This is a genomic window from Mesorhizobium sp. M1027, from assembly GCF_040318745.1.
In the GTDB taxonomy this organism is placed as follows: Bacteria; Pseudomonadota; Alphaproteobacteria; order Rhizobiales; family Rhizobiaceae; genus Mesorhizobium.
The window spans coordinates 219,679-234,889 of record NZ_JAMYMW010000004.1; the positions used below are offsets into that span (position 1 = coordinate 219,679).

At 63.8% G+C, this 15,211-nt stretch carries 14 protein-coding genes and 1 other RNA gene; 13 read left to right on the plus strand and 2 right to left on the minus strand.

Features of this window, described 5'->3' with window-relative positions; all coding sequences use genetic code 11:
- Positions 1-243 precede the first annotated feature (243 nt).
- The 13 genes from ffs to NKH50_RS10225 all read left to right on the plus strand — a co-directional run bounded on the left by ffs (position 244) and on the right by NKH50_RS10225 (position 13,056).
- Positions 244-340: signal recognition particle sRNA small type (gene ffs / locus NKH50_RS10165), an RNA gene on the plus strand.
- 104 nt (positions 341-444) lie between these two features.
- Positions 445-2,271: a DNA polymerase III subunit gamma/tau gene (locus tag NKH50_RS10170; RefSeq protein WP_352878366.1), complete on the plus strand. Its 1,827-nt coding sequence runs from the start codon at positions 445-447 to the stop codon at positions 2,269-2,271.
- 31 nt (positions 2,272-2,302) lie between these two features.
- The gene (locus tag NKH50_RS10175) at positions 2,303-2,626 is read left to right on the plus strand and encodes a YbaB/EbfC family nucleoid-associated protein (RefSeq protein WP_254816197.1); all 324 of its coding nucleotides are present in this window, start codon (positions 2,303-2,305) and stop codon (positions 2,624-2,626) included.
- Positions 2,627-3,046: 420 nt separating this feature from the next.
- Positions 3,047-3,985, plus strand: a complete 939-nt coding sequence (locus NKH50_RS10180) for a cell wall hydrolase (protein ID WP_352878369.1) — start codon at positions 3,047-3,049, stop codon at positions 3,983-3,985.
- Positions 3,986-4,132: 147 nt separating this feature from the next.
- Positions 4,133-4,738: a recombination mediator RecR gene (gene recR, locus NKH50_RS10185; RefSeq protein ID WP_352686846.1), complete on the plus strand. Its 606-nt coding sequence runs from the start codon at positions 4,133-4,135 to the stop codon at positions 4,736-4,738.
- 223 nt (positions 4,739-4,961) lie between these two features.
- Positions 4,962-6,194 (plus strand): lytic murein transglycosylase, encoded by a 1,233-nt coding sequence (locus NKH50_RS10190; protein WP_352878372.1) that lies wholly within the window; start codon positions 4,962-4,964, stop codon positions 6,192-6,194.
- A 45-nt stretch (positions 6,195-6,239) separates the two neighbouring features.
- A complete protein-coding gene (locus NKH50_RS10195; protein ID WP_352475995.1) occupies positions 6,240-6,398 on the plus strand; it encodes a hypothetical protein in 159 nt (52 codons plus the stop codon).
- Entirely contained in the window at positions 6,395-8,038 is a 1,644-nt protein-coding gene (locus NKH50_RS10200; protein ID WP_254816193.1) for an ABC transporter substrate-binding protein, read from the plus strand. Before NKH50_RS10195 ends, NKH50_RS10200 begins: the two co-directional genes overlap by 4 nt.
- An 18-nt stretch (positions 8,039-8,056) precedes the next feature.
- Positions 8,057-9,124 carry an ABC transporter permease gene (locus tag NKH50_RS10205; RefSeq protein ID WP_254816192.1) on the plus strand — a complete coding sequence of 356 codons (1,068 nt, stop codon included), beginning with the start codon at positions 8,057-8,059 and terminating at the stop codon, positions 9,122-9,124.
- Positions 9,125-9,137: 13 nt separating this feature from the next.
- Positions 9,138-10,058, plus strand: a complete 921-nt coding sequence (locus tag NKH50_RS10210) for an ABC transporter permease (RefSeq protein WP_352878376.1) — start codon at positions 9,138-9,140, stop codon at positions 10,056-10,058.
- Positions 10,055-10,888, plus strand: a complete 834-nt coding sequence (locus NKH50_RS10215) for an ABC transporter ATP-binding protein (protein ID WP_352878379.1) — start codon at positions 10,055-10,057, stop codon at positions 10,886-10,888. Before NKH50_RS10210 ends, NKH50_RS10215 begins: the two co-directional genes overlap by 4 nt.
- Entirely contained in the window at positions 10,885-11,634 is a 750-nt protein-coding gene (locus NKH50_RS10220) for an ABC transporter ATP-binding protein (protein ID WP_254816189.1), read from the plus strand. The genes NKH50_RS10215 and NKH50_RS10220 overlap by 4 nt, the downstream gene beginning before the upstream one ends.
- Before the next feature lie 144 nt (positions 11,635-11,778).
- Positions 11,779-13,056, plus strand: coding sequence for a 4-aminobutyrate--2-oxoglutarate transaminase (locus NKH50_RS10225; RefSeq protein ID WP_352878382.1), 1,278 nt, complete (start codon positions 11,779-11,781; stop codon positions 13,054-13,056).
- A gap of 63 nt (positions 13,057-13,119) precedes the next feature.
- On the opposite strand, the gene NKH50_RS10230 is transcribed toward NKH50_RS10225, so the two are convergent.
- Together NKH50_RS10230 and NKH50_RS10235 are read right to left on the minus strand one after the other, a co-directional pair.
- Complete coding sequence (locus tag NKH50_RS10230) at positions 13,120-13,722, minus strand: sulfotransferase family protein (protein WP_352878385.1); 603 nt, start codon at positions 13,720-13,722, stop codon at positions 13,120-13,122.
- Positions 13,723-13,842: 120 nt separating this feature from the next.
- Positions 13,843-15,093: an NAD(P)/FAD-dependent oxidoreductase gene (locus NKH50_RS10235; RefSeq protein WP_352878388.1), complete on the minus strand. Its 1,251-nt coding sequence runs from the start codon at positions 15,091-15,093 to the stop codon at positions 13,843-13,845.
- Positions 15,094-15,211 lie beyond the last annotated feature (118 nt).

Genomic DNA, 15,211 nt, shown 5'->3' on the forward strand with positions numbered 1-15,211 from the left:
AGAAGTGAAGGCCCGGGCAAATTGCATCAGGTTGGCGCTGCCCCGCCGAGATCGACGATTTTGATCGTGGCCACATTTTGTTCTTGCTTTGTGCCGGCAACTATGCTACTAATCCCGCTATGGTGATTATTCGCACCAACGACCCGCCCGCCGAGGCGGGTTTTGGTTTCAGCTTTCGCCGTCGCTGAAGGCCCCTGTCATCCGCACTTGCATTTCATCGCCGGATTGCCGATATGGAGGCTGGGAGGTTGGTGGTGGACGGTCCACTCGCCAACCGGGTCAGGTCCGGAAGGAAGCAGCCCTAACGAGCCCGGAACGGGTCATTGTTCCAGCCTCCCGCCTCTTCGCCTTTTGCCCCGACATTGACGGCGCCAAGCCGTGCGGGCGAAACTATGCGCAGGAATCGGCGGCCTCCAGTGGCAGCCCTTGGAGCTTGACGGGCGAATGAGCGAAGCCGGAAACGAGGCCGGGAAATTGGACAAGCCTGCCGCCTACCGCGTGCTGGCGCGCAAATACCGACCGTCGAATTTCTCCGAGCTGATCGGCCAGGAGCCGATGGTCCGCACCTTGACCAATGCCTTTGCCACCGGCCGCATCGCCCAGGCCTGGATGCTGACCGGCGTGCGCGGCGTCGGCAAAACGACGACCGCGCGCATACTCGCCCGGGCGCTGAATTATAAAACACCGACGGTCGACCAGCCTTCCGTCGACCTTGCCGTGCTCGGCGAGCATTGCCAGGCGATCATGGAAGGCCGGCATGTCGACGTCATCGAGATGGACGCCGCCTCGCATACCGGCATCGACGATATCAGGGACATCATCGAGCGTGTGCGCTACGCCCCGGTGTCGGCGCGCTACAAGGTCTACATCATCGACGAAGTGCACATGCTTTCCAACCAGGCCTTCAACGGCCTGCTGAAGACGCTGGAAGAGCCGCCGCCGCACGTCAAGTTCATCTTCGCCACCACCGAAATCCGCAAGGTGCCGATCACCGTCCTGTCGCGCTGCCAGCGTTTCGACCTCAGGCGCATCGATGCGGCAATGATCAAGGCCGACCTTGCCAGGATAGCCGGTCTGGAGGGCATCGAAGTCGAAGAGGATGCGCTGGCGATGATCGCCCGCGCGGCCGAAGGCTCGATGCGCGATGCGCAGTCCATCCTCGACCAGGCGATCGCCCATGGCGGCGGCGCGGTCAGCGCCGAAGCGGTGCGCGCCATGCTCGGCCTTGCCGACCGCGCCCGCATCGTCGACCTGTTCGAGCATGTCATGAAGGGCGACGTCGCCGCCGCGCTTGCCGAATTCCGTGCCCAGTACGATACCGGCGCCGATCCTGCCGCGGTGCTGACCGACCTTGCCGAGTTCAACCATCTGGTCACCCGTCTGCGTTTCGTGCCGGCTGCCATCGACGACGCCTCGCTGTCCGAGGACGAGCGCCGGCGCGGCGCCGATTTCGCCAGCACGCTGTCGGTCAAGGTGCTGTCGCGGACATGGCAGATGCTCTTGAAAGGCATTCCCGAGGTGCAGACCTCCAACCGCCCGGTCAGCGCCGCCGAGATGGTGCTGATCCGGCTGGCGCATGCCGCCGACCTGCCGACGCTGGACGAGGCGCTCAAATCGCTGGAGAACGGCGTTTCGCCGCCGGGCGCCGCGCCGCGCGTGAATGGCGCGCCGGCAAGCCCCGGCCCCGCAAACCATGCGCCTGCAAGCGGTGGTGCCGGTGCCGTGGCGCAGACGCGGATGCCGACGGCCAATGGCGGCGCGCAGACGATGCGCCTGGTCGAGGCCGAGCCCGTGCCGACCAACTTCGTTGCTCCGCCGGAGCCGGTGGTCGAGGCGCCGCCGGTGCCGGTGAAATCGCTGGCCGATATTGTCGCCCTTGCCGACGCCCAGCGCGACATGGCCTTCAAGGTGCTGGTGAAGCGTTGCGTGCGCCTGGTGCGCATCGAGCCCGGCCGTATCGACGTCAGCCTGACCGACGATGCGCCGAAGATGCTGCTCAACGATTTGACCGCCAAGCTGCGCGCCTGGACGGGCCGCAGCTGGCTGGTGTCGCTGTCGAAGGAGGAGGGCGGCCAGACGCTGGCCGAGATGGAATCGACAAAGCGCGAAAACGCCTTCCTCGATGCCAAGAGCGACCCGACGGTTGCCGCCATCCTGGCGCGCTTTCCCGGCGCCAAGATCATCGATGTGCGCATTCCCGACGCGCCGGAAGCCGATGCGGCAGAGGCCGAAGTGCCGGTCGAGCCGCCGGCCGACGACGACGAAACCTGAACAACCAGCACCAACTGCAAAGGACCGTGCGATGAAAGATCTTCTCGGCCTGATGGGCAAGGCAAAGGAAATGCAGGCCAAGTTCCAGGCCATGCAGGATGAGATTGCCACGCTGGAAGCCACCGGACAGGCCGGCGGCGGCCTGGTCAGCGTGACGCTGACCGGCAAATTCGAGATGAAGTCGCTGAAGATCGACCCGGCGCTGTTCAAGGAGGACGAGGTCGAGATTCTCGAGGACCTGCTCCTCGCTGCCCACAACGACGCCAGGACCAAGGTCGAGCAGATCATGCAGGAGAAGACCAAGGCCCTGACCGCGGGACTGCCGATCCCGCCGGGAATGAAGCTGCCGTTCTAAGGTGTGTTGATATTCAGGTGATGCCGGCCTGCAAACGGCGGCTTCCTGCGCTTCCGGTGCTCACGTACGAAACGTACGCTCCGCTCCGGTTCTCGGAAGCCGCCATTTTCGGCTCGGCCTGACCTGAATCTCAGCACACCTCGAGCTGTGTTTACAGTTACCGCGTCGACTGAACCAATCTCTCCAGGCTTGGGCAAGCCCTCTTGCGGAGATTGCGGCGCTCCAAGGTCACGGCATGAATCCTTGGAACCATGCCGGCACCTGACCGAAGAGGGCAGCGATCCAACGCTCTTCGCCCGCCAGCTGTGTCTATTGGGCAACGCCCCAAACTTAATAACGCTTTAGCCATCTTTTTGCCTGAAAGTGTCTCATTCTTGCCGCAACCAGGGGCGGGCTGGCAGCAGAATGAGGGGACACCTGTTGATCTCTACCCGATGGAAGACGCCGTTGCGGCTCGGCGTCGTTATCTCGCCGCTGTTTTTGGCCGCTTGCAGTCAGACCGCCTCGCACGGCATGTCCAGCCTGACCGATGCCATTACGCCGGGTTTCCTGAGCTTGCGCTCCTACAATTCCACGCCGAAGGAGAAGGAATGCCTGGAGCGGGCGATGTTCTTCGAGTCCAACCGGTCGAGCCGTGACGGCATGATTGCGGTTGGCACCGTGGTGATGAACCGACTGCGGTCCGGCAAGCACGGCAGCACCATCTGCGAAGTGGTTGGCGAGCGCGGCCAGTTCGCGCCGGGCGTCATGACACGGCCGATGAATTCGAAGGCGATGCCCGACGTCGAGGAGGCCGCCGAGGCGGTGCTCAAGGGCGAGCGCAAAGCCAAGCTGAAGAACACCATGTATTTCCACACCGCCGGCCTGCGCTTCCCCTACAAGAACATGCACTACACCATGGTCGCCGGCGGCAATGCCTTTTATGAAAAGCGCGGCCGCAACTGGCAGCCGTTGCCGGACGAACCGGTGGTCGCCATAGCCCAGGCCAAGCCGCAAGCGCCTGCCGCTCAGGCCATACTTGTCGCTTCGGCGGAGCCGGCTCGCGAGGTCAAGCCGACATTCGCCAAGGCAACCTATGTTACCGCCGCCGCATCGCTGCCGGCAAAGCAGACAAGGGTGACTGCAGGAATGGCGACCGCGGCGAGGGCGGCACCGGAGAAGCCAATCCTTGTGGCGCTGCAAGAGCCAATGCAGGAACCGGACGCGGCCCGTTTCGGTGGAACCGTGAACCCCCGGCCGGTCACATCATTCCAGGCGGCGCCGGCAGAGCCGACAATGTCGTTCGAGACGACGCCCGAGAACACCGACGCCATCGGCGCGATGATCGCCGGCCAGACCCGGCCGCTGGAGGAAAACTGAGGCGGCCGGAGTCGGCGCGTTGTACGGGGAGAAATGCCCGGCAGGGCAATGAGGGGCGGCGCAACGCCGGGCGATTGCCTCTTTGCAGGCTGAACAGCGCGCCTCAGCGCTGTTCCAAAACCCGTTGAAAAATCCTAAACCGGAGCGATGTCGAAGCGAATCGCCGGTCCCGAGATCGAACGCCTGATCCAGCTGCTGGCCAAGGTGCCGGGGCTCGGCCCGCGTTCGGCGCGCCGCGCCGCGCTCCACCTCATCAAGAAGAAGGAGCAGCTGCTGGCGCCGCTCGCCGCCGCCATGGGCGAGGCGGTCGACAAGGTGCGCATCTGCTCGACCTGCGGCAATGTCGACACCTCCGATCCATGCATGATCTGCACTGACCCGCGCCGCGACCCCACCACGCTCATCGTTGTCGAGGACGTGGCCGACCTTTGGGCGCTGGAGCGGGCGACCGCCATGAACGTGCGTTATCATGTGCTCGGCGGTACGCTGTCGCCGCTCGACGGCATTGGTCCCGATGAGCTCAACATCCGATCGCTGGTCGATCGCGTCGCCGGCGGCGAGGTCAAGGAAGTGATCCTCGCCGTCAACGCTACGGTCGAGGGCCAGACTACCGCGCACTACCTCACCGACCAGCTTTCCGGCTTCAACGTCAAGGTGACGCGCCTGGCGCACGGTGTTCCGGTGGGCGGCGAACTCGACTATCTCGACGAAGGCACGCTCGCCGCGGCACTGCGCTCGCGGACGGTGTTTTGAGGCGAGTTGCGGGGAGGGTAGCTCTGAGATGATTGCGTTCTTTCACGCCCCCCTCTGTCCTGCCGGACATCTCCCCCTCAAGTGGGGAGATTGGCTGTCATGCCGGCTTTCGCCAATCTTCAACGCTGCGAAACTGGCGACGAAATCGAAACTGCCAATCTCCCCCCTTGAGGGGGAGATGTCCGGCAGGACAGAGGGGGGCGCGAAGGAACGCGACCTTTGCATGCTCAGCTTTGCGTTTCTTCTTGCAACCATCGTTGCCCTCCTCCTCGCCACACCCGCCTCCGCGGCAAAGATCGACGACCAGTTCCGCACCTGGCTTGCCAACGACCTCTGGCCCGAAGCCAGCGCCAAAGGCATTTCCAGGAAAACCTTCGATGCCGCCTTCGACGGCGTCAAGCCGAACCTCAAGCTGCCCGACCTGGTAAAGCCGGGCGAGAGGGCGACGACGCCGCGGAAGCAGCATCAGGCCGAGTTCGGTTCGCCAGGCGCCTATTTCGCCGAAAAGATCGTCCGTGCGGTGACCGCCGGCGGCCGCACCCGCGAGGCGGCCAACGCTAGGACCCTTGCAGCGATCGAGAAACGCTACGGCGTGCCTGGCGAAGTGCTGCTGGCGATCTGGGGTCGCGAGAGCGGCTTCGGCGCAGCGAAGCTGCCTTATGACGCCTTCGAGGTGCTGGGCACCAAGGCGTTCATGTCGACCAAGAAGGAATTCTTCCGCACCGAGCTCTTGGCGGCGCTGGAGATCGTCGAGCGCGGGCTTGCCCCGGTCGGTGCGATGAAATCGTCCTGGGCCGGCGCGCTCGGCCAGCCGCAGTTCATGCCGACGTCGTTCCTCAAGCATGCCGTCGATTTTGACGGCGACGGCCGCACCGACATCTGGAATTCGACGCCCGACATACTGGCATCGATCGCCAATTATCTCGTACATTATGGCTGGGTCAGGGGCCGCGGCTGGGGCTTCGAGGTGATGGTGCCGGAAAGCGTCTCGTGCTCGCTCGAAGGTCCGGACCAGGGCAGGAAGATTTCCCAATGGGCTGATATGGGCATCAGGCGTGTGTCGGGTAAACCGTTCCCGGCGAGCGAACTGAAAGCCGAGGGCTTTCTTTTGATGCCGGCCGGGCGTAGCGGCCCGGCCTTCATCGTGACCCCCAATTTCTACGTGCTGAAGCAGTATAACACCAGCGATCTCTATGCCCTGTTCATCGGCCATGGCGCCGATCGCATCGCCCATGGCGACAGCAATTTCTCGGGCAATTGGGGCGCGGTCGGCGGGCTCTACCGCTCCGACATCGCCGCCCTGCAGCGGGCGCTGGAAGCCAAGGGCTACGATGTCGGCAGCGCCGACGGCCTGCCTGGCTTCAAGACGCGCCGCTCGATCGGCAAATGGCAGGCCAGCAACGGCCGTTCCGCTACCTGCTTTCCCGACCCCGACCTGGTTACCGCGCTGAAATAGCCGGATTTTCGCACCGCCGGTCTGGCCCAATCGACCGTTCTGCAAATGCTCGTTGCCGCGCTCGAAACCGCCGGATATGGTGAGCTGGAACCGCACAAAAATTGCCAATACGACGGTCCGGGGATCACCGTTCGACGCGGCAAGAAATGCCACAACCCTGAGCCGGGAACTCAGGTCAACAAAAACAGGGAACAGTTGAAATGATGATGGAAAAGTTTGCTCTACGCACCCGCTTCTTGCTCGCGGGCGCCGCCATGTCCGCGCTGCTTCTGGCCGGTGCGCCTGCCTTCGCGGTCACGCCCGCCGACACGCTGGTCGAGGGTTTCGCCATCGACGACATCATCTCCATGGATCCAGGCGAGGCATTCGAACTGTCTACCGCTGAAGTCACCGGCAACACCTACGATCTCCTGGTGCGCCTCGACCTCAGCGACACCTCGAAGGTCAAAGGCGATCTCGCCGAAAGCTGGAGCGTCTCCGACGACGGCCTGACCTACACGTTCAAGCTCAAGCCCGGCCTCAAATTCGCCTCCGGCAATCCGATCACAGCGGCGGACGTCGCCTATTCGTTCGAGCGCGCCATCAAGCTCGACAAGAGCCCGGCCTTCATCATCGGCCAGTTCGGCATCGACGGCGGCAACGTCACCGAGAAGGCCAAGGCTGTTGATGACACGACGTTCCAGTTCACCGTCGACAAGGCCTATGCGCCGAGCTTCGTGCTGAACTGCCTGTCGGCGACGGTCGCCTCGGTCGTCGACGCCAAGCTGGTCAAGGAGCATGTCGCGGCGGTCACGCCGAGCGCCGACTACAAATGGGACAATGATTTCGGCAATGCCTGGCTGAAGACCGGCTATGCCGGCTCCGGTGCCTTCAAGCTGCGCGAATGGCGCGCCAACGAAGTTGTCGTCCTTGAGCGCAACGACAATTACTACGGCGAGAAGGCCAAGCTTGCCCGCGTCATCTATCGCAACATGAAGGAAAGCTCGGGCCAGCGCCTGGCGCTGGAAACCGGTGATATCGACGTCGCCCGCAATCTCGAGCCAAACGATCTCGACGCCATCGCCAAGAACGCCGATCTCACCACCACCAGCGCGCCGAAAGGCACGGTTTTTTACATCAGCCTCAACCAGAAGAACCCGAACCTCGCCAAGCCCGAGGTCCGCCAGGCTTTCAAATATCTGGTCGACTACGACGCGTTGAGCTCAACCATCCTCAAGGGCATCGGCGAGATCCACCAGACCTTCCTGCCCAAGGGCGACCTTGGTGCTCTCGACGAAAACCCGTTCAAGCTCGATGTCGCCAAGGCCAAGGACCTGCTTGCCAAGGCGGGTCTCGCCGACGGCTTCAACGTCACCATGGACGTGCGCACCGGCCAACCGACCACCGGCATGGCGGAATCGATCCAGCAGACGCTGGGACAGGCCGGCATCAAGCTGGAGATCATCCCCGGCGACGGCAAGCAGACGCTGACCAAATACCGCGCCCGCAACCACGACATCTATATCGGCCAGTGGGGCCAGGACTATTTCGATCCGAACTCCAATGCCCAGACCTTTGCCAGCAACCCGGACAATTCGGATGAAGCCAAGACCAAGACCCTGGCCTGGCGCAATGCTTGGGACATTCCGGACTTGACCAAGCAGACAGAGGCGGCCCTGCTCGAGAAGGATTCGGCCAAGCGCGCCGCAATGTACGAGGATCTTCAGAGGAAGATCCTCGATACCAGTCCTTTCGTCATCATCCACCAGCAGCTGGAAGTGGCTGGCCTGCGCAAGAACCTCAAGGGCTTTGCGCTCGGTCCGAGCTTCGACACCAACTTCGTCGGCCCGGTTTCGAAGGAGTGATCTCGGCGGACGCGCCGCATGAGCTTGGCTGAAAGGGAAACGACGGCGGGGCGCGGCAGCGCTCGCGCCGTTGCCGCTGCCTCATCGATCGCCCGGTTCCTGGTCATCGCCATAACGACTTATCTCGGTCTGCTCGCGGTGACCTTCTTCATCGGCCGGGTGATCCCGATCGACCCGGTGCTGGCGGTGCTCGGCGACCGGGCGCCGACCAATGTCGTCGAACGAACGCGCCGCGAGATGGGTCTCGACCTGCCGCTGGTCGAGCAGTTCTACATCTATGTCAAACATGCCTTGAATGGTGATTTCGGCACCTCGGTGCTGACCACTAATCCGGTGATGACGGACATCCGCCGCGCCTTTCCGGCGACGCTCGAACTGGCAACACTAGGGACGCTGATCGGTTCGGTGATCGGCGTGCCGCTTGGTGTGCTGGCGGCCGTGCGGCGCGGCAGCATCATCGACCAGATCGTGCGCATCATCGGTCTTGTCGGCTATTCCGTGCCGATCTTCTGGCTGGGGCTGCTGGCGCTGGTGCTGTTCTACGCCAAGCTGCAATGGGTCGCCTTTCCCGGCCGCCTCGATATCGTCTACGAATACACCTTCACGCCGATTACCGGCTTTTACCTGCTGGATGCACTCTGGCAGCGGCAGTGGGACGTATTTGCCGATGCCTTCCGCCACATCATCCTGCCTGCCTCGCTGCTCGGCTATTTCTCGCTCGCCTACATCAGCCGCATGACGCGCTCCTTCATGCTGAACGAACTCACCCAGGAATACATCGTGGCGGCGCGCGCCAAGGGCCTGTCGGAAACGCGCATCATCTGGGGTCACGCGCTGCGCAACGCCGCGGTGCCGATGGTTACGGTGATCGCTCTGTCCTATGCCGGGCTGCTCGAAGGCTCGGTGCTGACCGAGACGGTGTTTTCGTGGCCGGGCATCGGCCTCTACATCACCAACTCGCTGCAGAACGCCGACATGAATGCCGTGCTTGGGGGCACGATCATCATCGGCTCGGTCTTCATCGGCATCAATCTTTTGTCCGACCTGCTCTACCGGCTGCTCGACCCAAGGACCAAGGCAGGATGAGGACCAAGGCAGGATGAGCGCAGAAGCGATTCAAACCCGCCGTGATTGGCTGCTCAGCGAGCGGCCGGCGTCGCGCGTGCAGGCAAGGCTCGGCCGCGCCTATGTAGCCTGGCGGCGCTTTTCCGCCAACCGGCTGGCCTTTGTCGGCCTGCTCATCATCATCGCCCTGCTGGTGGTCGCAGCCTTCGCCGATGTGCTGGCGCCCTATTCGCCGACATTCGGTGACCTCAAGGGCTCGCGGCTGCTGGCGCCGGGTACCGCGCACTGGTTCGGCACCGACGATCTCGGCCGCGACATCTATTCGCGCATCATCTTCGGCTCGCGCTGGACACTGTACGTCGTCATTCTGGTTGCCATCATCGCCGCGCCCATCGGCTTGCTGGTCGGCACCGTTGCCGGCTATGCCGGCGGCTGGACCGATGCGATCCTGATGCGCATCACCGACATCTTCCTCGCCTTTCCGAAGCTGATCCTAGCGCTGGCCTTTGTCGCCGCGCTCGGCCCCGGCATTGAAAATGCCGTGCTTGCCATCGCCATCACTTCGTGGCCGCCCTATGCCCGCATTGCCCGCGCCGAAACGCTGACGGTGCGCAATTCCGATTACATCAAGGCGGTGCAGTTGATGGGCGCTTCGCCGTTCCGCATCGTGCTTCGCCACATCATGCCGCTCTGCATCTCCTCGCTGATCATCCGGGTGACGCTCGACATGGCCGGCATGTGCCTGACCGCCGCCGGCCTCGGCTTCCTCGGCCTCGGCGCGCAGCCGCCGCTGCCGGAATGGGGCGCGATGATCGCGTCGGGCCGCCGCTTCGTGCTCGACCAGTGGTGGGTGGCGGGCGCGCCGGGCTTTGCCATCCTCATCGTCAGCCTGGGCTTCAACCTGCTCGGCGACGGCTTGCGCGACGCGCTCGATCCGCGAAGCGGTGACCAATGAGCACGCTTCTCGAAGTCGACGAGCTGCGCGTCACCTTCCCGACGCGCACCGGCCTGATCGAGGCAGTGCGCGGCGTTTCCTTCTCGCTCGGCCGCGAACGGCTCGGCATCGTCGGCGAGAGCGGTTCGGGCAAGTCGCAGACCGGCCGCGCCATTATGGGCGTCACCCCGCCGCAGGCCGAGGTGACCGCAAAGACGCTTGCTTTCGACGGCATCGCCCTGCTGGCCGCCTCGCCGCGCGAGCGCCGCGCACTGCGTGGCAAGCGTATCGCCATGATCCTGCAGGATCCGAAATATTCGCTCGACCCGGTGATGAGCATCGGCCGCCAGATCGTCGAGACACTGCGCACGCATGAGACAGTCTCCAAGGCCGAAGCCCGCGACCGCGCGCTTGCCATGCTGGAGGCTGTGCAGATCCGCGATCCGGCCCGTGTCTTCGACCTGCATCCGCACGAGGTTTCCGGCGGCATGGGCCAGCGCGCCATGATCGCCATGATGCTGATCGCCGGGCCGGAGATGATGATCGCCGACGAGCCGACCTCGGCACTCGACGTCACCGTGCAGCTCGACGTGCTCAGCATCCTCGACCGGCTGGTCAGCGAGCGCGGCATGGGGCTGATCTTCATCTCGCACGACCTGCGCTTGGTCTCATCTTTCTGCGATCGTGTCATCGTCATGTATGCCGGCAAGGTGGTCGAACAGCTCAAAGCCTCGGAGCTCGGCCGTGCCCAGCATCCCTATACGCGCGGCCTGCTCAACTGCATGCCCAAGATCGGCGCCGACCGTCACCCGCTGCCGGTGCTCGACCGCAAGCCGGAGTGGGCGGCATGACGGCAGCCCTTTCCGTTGACCGGCTGGAGGTGGTCTTCGACCGTTTTCGCGCGCTGAAGGGCGTCAGCCTCGAAGTCGAATCCGGTGAATCCTTCGGCCTGGTCGGCGAGTCCGGCTCCGGCAAGTCGACGTTACTCAGGGCAATCGCCGGCCTGGCGCCGGCCGCTTCGGGCACGATCGCCGTCAACGGCAAACAGCTCGGCGCGCGCCGCGACAAGGCGTTCTACCGCGAGGTGCAGATGGTCTTCCAGGACCCGTACGGCTCACTGCACCCGCGCCAGACCGTCGACCGCTTGCTGCAGGAGCCGCTCGCCATTCACGGCTTTGCTGACGGCGAAAAGCGCATCCAGCGGGCGTTGGACGAGGTCGGCCTGGGCACCGGCTTCCGTTTTCGCTATTCGCATCAATTGTCCGGCGGCCAGCGCCAGCGCGTGGCAATCGCCCGTGCCCTGATCCTCGAACCGTCGATCCTGCTGCTCGATGAGCCGACCTCGGCGCTCGACGCTTCGGTGCAGGCGGAGGTGCTGAACCTGCTGGAAGAGATCCGGCGGCGGCGCAAGCTGACCTTCCTGATGGTCAGCCACGACCTCGCCATCATCACCCATATGTGCGAGCGGCTGATGGTCATGCAGAACGGCGAGGCGGTCGAGCACCTCACCGCCGGCGACCTCGTCGAGCGCCGCGTCACCAAGGACTACACGCGCAATCTGCTGAGGGCGAGCGAGGGGTTTGTCAGGACGGCATGAGCGACGGGCGTTCGGTTGCCGACATCGGCATCGACAGGCCCAATCGCCGGGCGACGGTGCCAACTTGAGGAAAACCTGAAATAAGCCCAAAAGAGTCTTAACAGCCATCGAACGAGAGCGGGCGCCGGTCCGGTGAGGGATACGATGACAAATTCAGCCATTTCCGAACGCAAGAACCAGTCGATTTCGCGCGGCGTCGGCATGACCACTCAGATCTATGCCGATCGCGCCGAAAACTCGGAAATCTGGGACGTCGAAGGCCGCCGCTATATCGATTTTTCGTCCGGTATCGCTGTCGTCAACACTGGCCACCGTCATCCCACGGTGATCGAAGCGGTCAAGGCGCAGCTCGACCGCTTCACCCATACCTGCTACCAGGTCGTGCCCTACGAGAGCTATATCCGGCTGGCCGAACGGCTGAACGGCATGCTGCCCGGCAAGTTCGACAAGAAGACGATTTTTGTCACTACCGGCGCCGAGGCGGTCGAGAACGCTATCAAGATTGCCCGTAACGCCACCGGCCGGCCGGCGGTCATCGCTTTTTCCGGCGGCTTTCACGGCCGCACCTTCATGGGCATGGCACTGACCGGCAAGGTCGTGCCCTACAAGGTCGGCTTCGGCGCCATGCCGGCGGATGTCTTCCATGCGCCGTTCCCGGTTTCGCTGCACGGCGTGTCGGTCGCCGATTCGTTGGCGGCGCTCGATCGGCTGTTCAAGGCCGACGTCGATCCGGCCCGCGTCGCCGCCATCATCGTCGAGCCGGTGCAGGGCGAGGGCGGCTTCTACGAGGCGCCGCGCGACTTCATGACCGCATTGCGCAAGATCTGCGACCAGCACGGCATGCTGCTGATCGCCGACGAGGTGCAGACCGGCTTTGCCCGCACCGGCAAGATGTTCGCAATGGACCACCACGAGGTGGCGGCCGACATCACCACCATGGCCAAGAGCCTGGCCGGCGGCTTTCCGCTGGCGGCGGTCACCGGACGTGCCGAGATCATGGATGCGCCGAACCCCGGCGGGCTCGGCGGCACCTATGGCGGCAGTCCGATCGGCGTCGCCGCGGCGCATGCCGTGCTTGACGTCATCGACGAGGAGAAGCTCTGCGACCGCGCCAACACGCTGGGCAACCGTCTGAAGCAGCGCCTGCAATCGATCCGTGACGAAGCGCCGGAGATCGTCGATATCAGGGGCCCCGGCTTTATGAACGCGGTCGAGTTCAACGATGTGACGAAGGGCCTGCCGTCGCCGGAACTCGCCAATGCGGTACGGCTGAAGGCGCTCGACAAGGGTCTGATCCTGCTGACCTGCGGCGTCTACGGCAACGTCATCCGCTTCCTCGCGCCGATCACCATCCAGGACGGCGTCATGAACGAGGCGCTCGACATCCTGGAAAGTTCGATCCGCGAGGCCCGCGCCGCCTGAGCGGCGAGGATACCGCCTGGGATTCAACTGCGGCGAAGGCGGAGACAGGCGGCAAGCCGCCGTTCAACGCCCTATGCGAGCACGAAATTCGGCAGTCGAATTGGTGCGTGGAAACGGTTCGGAAGGCAACTGTACACCGAGAAAGGCACAAAGCGGCTCCCACCCTTCGGAGGCCTGATAAGTAAGAAGGCGTTCAGGTGGCAGCGTTGATTTCACGGAAGCGTTATGTGCTTCATAGACGGCGATTGCGTGATCACGGTTATCAAATCGACCGCCAAAGACAGTGTTTCCAATCACCGCCACACCAAAGGACTGTGGATCATTGGTAGCAGCATCCATCGTGAGCCCTATTGTTTGCGCCATGCTGTCATACCAGGCTTCGGGGTCACGAACTGTCAGGATAACCTTCGCATCAGGGTAGTGGTCACTCACTTCGCGCCAAAAATGCGCCGTTGGCCAATCGACCGCGGAAAGATAGCCGGCATATGCCACATCCCAAGTCGGGAGTTGTCCCTGGCCGGCTGCGCGCCACAGCGTCTTCTGCTCGGGATTGGCGTGGACATCTGCCATGTGATGACACGGCCCGAACCCAAGATGCTCCAACGCGAGCTTCAGCGAATATGTGCCAGTGCGACCCATGCCTGCGCCAATGACATATAGAGCCATGAGCACCCCCCGACGATTTCAATTGGTCAAAATACCGCTGTTTCCTTTACTTCGCTATATGTTTGAAGGTCAGCTCCCGGTCGAACTAGACTAGGTCATTCAGGGTGATTGGGTTTGATCTTATCCCGCAGCGCGGACAGGCTCTTCTTCCTGGAAGGCGGCGAGCGCCGCCTTCAGCCCGTCGGGCCCAGTCGCGACAATCTGCGGCGACGGCGAAAAGCCGGCGCCGAGCATCTTGCGGCCAAGCATGTGGTCGCCGGGCCGGTTGACCGATTCGATGCCGAGCAGCCGGCTTCCGGCGTAGTGATAGATAGAGAATTTGTTCTCGGCCACGTCGCCCAGCACGATATGGCTGTCGCCGCCCGCAATCAGGCCGACCATCTGCAGCTTCATGTCGCCGATATCGGACCAGAACCACGGCACCGCCGAGTAATTGTCGGTGTGGCCGGCAATGGTGCGCGCGGCGAGCCGCGCCTGGTCGGTGGCGTTCTGCACCGATTCCAGCCGCACGTCGCCGCCTGTGAACCAGTGCCGGTAGGACGCGGCGTCGCCGATGGCGAGGATTTCCGGCACCGACGTGCGCATCTGCTGGTCGACGCGGATGCCGTTGGCGATGGCAACGCCGGCGGCTTCGGCCAATTCGACATTCGGCACGACGCCAATGCCGATGACGACCATCTGCGCCGGCAATCCTTCGCCAGATGAGGTGATTGCAGCCGAAACACGGCCGTTCTCGCCCTCCAGCCGTTCGATGGTGGTGCCGGTAAGGATGCGCACACCGGTCGCCTCCAGCCGCTGGCGCACATGGCCGGCGATGACCGGCGCCACGGCGCGCCCGAGCAGCCGGTCAACCGCCTCGACCACCGTGACCTTGCGGCCGGCGGCGGTGAGCGTTGCGGCAATCTCAAGGCCGATGAAGCCGCCGCCGAGGATGACGACCTCCTCGCTTTGCGCGCTCAATTCGCGGATCAGGCGGGCATCACTGAGCGAGCGCAGCGGCACAACGCCAGAAAGCTCCGAACCCGGCAGCGGCAGCAGGCGCGGACGCGCGCCGGTGGCGAGGATCAGCCGGTCGAACGGCAGCACGCCGCCTGATATCTCCAGCCGGCGGCCGGCGACGTCGATCCGCTCGACCCGGAGGCCTGGCCGGTAGTCGATGGCGCTGCCGGCATAAAAAGCCTCGCCGCGCAACGGCTGCGGCTTTGCTTGCTGATCCTTGATGAAGGTCTTCGACAGCGGCGGCTTGTGGTAGGGCAATTCGTTTTCGTCGCCGATCAGGATTACCGGCCCGTCATAGCCTTCTTCGCGCAGACTGGCGGCCGCTTGCACGCCCGCATGACCCGCACCGACAATGACGACCCCGATCTTCATAACAGCCCGATTCCTCACCCAAATCTAGGACGTCCCGCCAGGTGGCGATTGTCTGGTCCCGCCGCAAGAGCGCCGATCCGGGTCGCACCCGGAACGGCCGCCTGTCAACCGCGTCATG

Excerpts from the sequence above, each read along its gene's own strand:
- NKH50_RS10190 (WP_352878372.1), top strand. The coding sequence starts at position 4,962 with ATGCTCAGCTTTGCGTTTCTTCTTGCAACCATCGTTGCCCTCCTCCTC.
- NKH50_RS10195 (WP_352475995.1), top strand. The coding sequence starts at position 6,240 with ATGCTCGTTGCCGCGCTCGAAACCGCCGGATATGGTGAGCTGGAACCG.
- NKH50_RS10205 (WP_254816192.1), top strand. The coding sequence starts at position 8,057 with ATGAGCTTGGCTGAAAGGGAAACGACGGCGGGGCGCGGCAGCGCTCGC.
- NKH50_RS10175 (WP_254816197.1), top strand. The coding sequence starts at position 2,303 with ATGAAAGATCTTCTCGGCCTGATGGGCAAGGCAAAGGAAATGCAGGCC.
- NKH50_RS10210 (WP_352878376.1), top strand. The coding sequence starts at position 9,138 with ATGAGCGCAGAAGCGATTCAAACCCGCCGTGATTGGCTGCTCAGCGAG.
- NKH50_RS10215 (WP_352878379.1), top strand. The coding sequence starts at position 10,055 with ATGAGCACGCTTCTCGAAGTCGACGAGCTGCGCGTCACCTTCCCGACG.
- NKH50_RS10200 (WP_254816193.1), top strand. The coding sequence starts at position 6,395 with ATGATGATGGAAAAGTTTGCTCTACGCACCCGCTTCTTGCTCGCGGGC.
- NKH50_RS10220 (WP_254816189.1), top strand. The coding sequence starts at position 10,885 with ATGACGGCAGCCCTTTCCGTTGACCGGCTGGAGGTGGTCTTCGACCGT.
- NKH50_RS10235 (WP_352878388.1), bottom strand. The coding sequence starts at position 15,093 with ATGAAGATCGGGGTCGTCATTGTCGGTGCGGGTCATGCGGGCGTGCAA.
- NKH50_RS10170 (WP_352878366.1), top strand. The coding sequence starts at position 445 with ATGAGCGAAGCCGGAAACGAGGCCGGGAAATTGGACAAGCCTGCCGCC.
- recR (WP_352686846.1), top strand. The coding sequence starts at position 4,133 with ATGTCGAAGCGAATCGCCGGTCCCGAGATCGAACGCCTGATCCAGCTG.
- NKH50_RS10230 (WP_352878385.1), bottom strand. The coding sequence starts at position 13,722 with ATGGCTCTATATGTCATTGGCGCAGGCATGGGTCGCACTGGCACATAT.
- NKH50_RS10225 (WP_352878382.1), top strand. The coding sequence starts at position 11,779 with ATGACAAATTCAGCCATTTCCGAACGCAAGAACCAGTCGATTTCGCGC.